The organism is Chamaesiphon sp. OTE_75_metabat_556, assembly GCF_031378165.1.
In the GTDB taxonomy this organism is placed as follows: Bacteria; Cyanobacteriota; Cyanobacteriia; order Cyanobacteriales; family Chamaesiphonaceae; genus Chamaesiphon.
The window spans coordinates 1-3,527 of the sequence record NZ_JANNDR010000004.1 but is presented as its reverse complement, the minus strand read 5'-3'; the positions used below and the strand labels follow the sequence as shown (position 1 = coordinate 3,527).

General features: G+C 39.2%; 4 protein-coding genes. 2 read left to right on the top strand and 2 right to left on the bottom strand.

What is annotated here, in order from left to right:
• Window positions 1-107 precede the first annotated feature (107 nt).
• Window positions 108-1,106, top strand: coding sequence for an acetate/propionate family kinase (locus RMO27_RS00130; RefSeq protein WP_309727866.1), 999 nt, complete (start codon window positions 108-110; stop codon window positions 1,104-1,106).
• A 257-nt stretch (window positions 1,107-1,363) separates the two neighbouring features.
• Window positions 1,364-1,858 carry a hypothetical protein gene (locus RMO27_RS00125; protein WP_309727863.1) on the top strand — a complete coding sequence of 165 codons (495 nt, stop codon included), beginning with the start codon at window positions 1,364-1,366 and terminating at the stop codon, window positions 1,856-1,858.
• 827 nt (window positions 1,859-2,685) lie between these two features.
• On the opposite strand, the gene RMO27_RS00120 is transcribed toward RMO27_RS00125, so the two are convergent.
• Window positions 2,686-2,913, bottom strand: a complete 228-nt coding sequence (locus tag RMO27_RS00120; RefSeq protein ID WP_309727861.1) for a hypothetical protein — start codon at window positions 2,911-2,913, stop codon at window positions 2,686-2,688.
• 80 nt (window positions 2,914-2,993) lie between these two features.
• A complete protein-coding gene (locus RMO27_RS00115; protein ID WP_309727858.1) occupies window positions 2,994-3,236 on the bottom strand; it encodes a DUF4926 domain-containing protein in 243 nt (80 codons plus the stop codon).
• Between the last annotated feature and the right edge of the window lie 291 nt (window positions 3,237-3,527).

The following is a 3,527-nucleotide window of genomic DNA, read 5'->3' as shown; positions in this document are numbered from 1 at the left end:
AGATTAGATCTCTAATACTCCCCGCTGAAAAAGGGATTTTGAGGAGGTTGACGACAAAAAGCTAGGGGTTTAAATATTATCCAGTGACAACATTATCGGTTTGCTCAATGAATATCTTAGTTCTTAATGCTGGATCGAGTAGTTTCAAATCGAGTTTGTATCGATTGAGTGGAGAACTTTCGATCGTAAATACAGCAGTACCATTATGGACAGGGCAAATCGATTGGAATTCTAGTCAGACAACAGTATTAAAAGTCCAAAAATTAGCCGATTCAGTCGAACTAACATCATCTACAGTGTCGGTAAGAGAGGAACGATCTGGAACGACTAGATTGGCAGATATTGAATATATATTGAGTTTGCTGTGGAGTGGTAAAACTCAGGTTATCAATGGGATTGAGGAGGTTGATATAGTCGGGCATCGAGTGGTACATGGCGGGGATAAATACAGTCAGCCAATGCTAATCGATCCTGAAGTGAAGATGGAAATCGATCGACTATCGATATTTGCACCGCTCCATAATCCGGCTAATCTGATGGGAATTGAGGCAATTGAATCACTATCAGCTAATTTACCCCAAATGGCAGTATTTGACACTGCTTTTCATGGCACTTTACCAGAAGTAGCTTATGTTTATCCAGTCCCCTATCAGTGGTTAGAGCAGGGCATCAGAAAATATGGTTTTCATGGAATTAGTCATCAATATTGTGCCCAACGAGCAGCGCAATTATTAGGGCGAGAGCTATCAGAATTACGCTTAATTAGTTGTCATTTGGGTAATGGTTGTTCCCTCGCTGCGATTAAATTTGGGCGATGTATTGATACGACGATGGGCTTTACACCGCTGGACGGTTTAATGATGGGTACGCGCTGCGGATCGATCGATCCAGGTATCATTCTTCATTTATTGCGGGAAGGGGAATATACAGTTGCAGAACTCGATCGCATCTTAAATTCTGAGTCGGGATTATTGGGTGTTTCTGGCGTATCTAACGATCTGCGGGAGATCGATCAAGCGATCGAGTTGGGTAATCCTAGGGCGCAATTAGCTTTAGATATTTATATTGATTCTCTCCGAGAGGCTACGCCAACGACTGGCAGCTAAAATCGCTGCTTTACTACCGAATTTAGGTGGCGTAGATGCATTAATTTTTACTGCTGGAGTAGCAACATTATCGAAAATCTAGACGCTTTAGTAACAAACTTTGGCACCACTCAATTAGCATTTACCAACTCCACCCAAACTTTAGCAGTAGGTGTGGAAGGAATGATGAGCAGTCATCAGCAAGCAAATCAAGTTATTAACCAAGTCTATCAAGGGCTAACAACACTACATCCAGCATCCAAGAAGGATCGAATAATTTGGTTAGTGCTGCTCAAATTATCCGCGATAGTTTACTAGTAATCGATTTGAATAATGCGGCTAATAAGTGGCAAAATACTCAAACTGAATTTGCCAATTCTACCGCAATCTTTAGTCAAGCCTCCAAAAATCTCCAACCAGTCGCAGCCAAGTTAGAGCCAGAAATTGCTTCGATCGATCGAGCCATTAACTCGCTTCAACAAGTTGGCTCAGAAGTAGTCACCCTAAGTAAAAATAACGTGCAAGTTTCTGCATCTACACAGAATGCGATCGATAGTTTCAATCGTAATTGCCTCAAAGTATTAAATAATACAGACTTATCAATTCAAGATATTAGCACAGCAAATCGCTCCAACTGGCAATCACTAGTAAATATATTAGAGCCAAAAATTCAAACTGATCGAGAGTCGTTGCAAAGATTATTAACAGTAATTGAAAAGCTAGAAAAATCGTATCAAACATTGACAATGGAAATAACAGATCTGGATATTTAAGTTCACAAGGACTTTCGCAAAGTAATTAAGCTAAAATATTATGTCTAGACGAGCAGATAGATCTTATCAGGATGAAGAGCTGAATATATTTCAAGCATTTACCGATCTGATGTCAAATGCGTTCATGATTATCAGCTTTTTATTATTGATTAGTTTATTACAATCAATATCAGCCGCTAAAAAACTAGAATCATCTTCACCAATTATCATCGATGAAAAGTCTGGTAACTTCAAATTTCCGTCGGGAAGTGCAGAGCTAACACCAGATCATCGATCAAGGTGCAGATGACGCTAGACGCAGGATTGAAATCAGATTTATCCCCTATGGACAGAAGAAATAAGAAAAACTATCCTATTAGCTACCGTTATATAGATCGTCCAGTTGCATCGGGGAGGATTACCAAATAATTTGAACTACTCCTGATGCCGTAATATTTCGATCGCAAGTCAGAACACTAACCTCTGCTCTCTTATTTTCCAGGATTATGGCAGTAGCTACAATTTGTCGATCGTGCATTTCATTGATACTGAGCAAAGTATTTGTAATTTAAATAATTGCTCGATTAGGCTTTGCCTACGCTACGCGAACGAGTGGATAAACAACTATCCTTGGATCGCCATTAACTGCGGTATGTAAATCACTGACTGAAGGAATAGACGTTTTCCCTCTTTCGACAATAAAATATGCTTCAGCTAGCGCAATTACTGGTAAAATCAATTGACTTTCTCGATTTTCTCAAACCTACTTTGCCGCAGTTCCTAAACGAGAATTACCTTCTAGAAACCAAATTAAAGCATGGGTATCAACAATGTATCTCATTCTAACTTCAATCGAGAGAATCATCTAAATCTCCCTGGAACTCAGCAATTTTAAAATCTTCAGCGGTAGATTGCCTTGTACCTGAAAACATACCTAGAGTGATAAATTGATTCATCGGGTTGGTATCTATAGAATCTAAAAAGGTAACTATTACTTTACTCGATCGAACATTTAGTGGAATCTCCGTTAGTTGAACAATTCCATTTTCATAAGTTCCAGAGATCGATTGCAGCATATTTGAATTCCTGACGTTAATATCTAATTTTATTCATTTAGTGTTGCTAATATCCTGGTGCAGAGATCGATCGTTAATCTCTATACATTCATACAACTTCTCACTGATAATCTATCTGTTGGTTGCAAAGTCTCGATACTCGTCACAGGTAAACTTACGACAGTCACAAAAGCACCCATCGCGGTGTATATCTCCAACACACAGCCTTCCACCCCCGCAGGATCGGTAACAAAGTCGTTTAATATCGCAATATCTCCTTTGGCGATATTATATTCTGGGAAATCGCGATTTATAATAACTTCTTCAAATAACTTGGGCTTCATAAGTTTATTCTCCTAATCTGGGATTAGTGTAATGAATCTAAATTGTCGATCTACTGATTCATGTAGCCAAATTGTGACCACTCCTAGATCGATGCCATTGATGCCTTTCAACAATCCATTAACTTCATAAAAAGTACCAAATCTATCGGTTCTACTCCCTTCCCGCCGCAAGACTATTTATTGACCGCGATCGATTGCAAAGACTGGTTTTCAGCGGATAAAATTTATAGTAGCGATCGAGCCTTAACTGTCACAGTCAGAGGGATCTATACTCTTTGAGCGGAAAGGGAG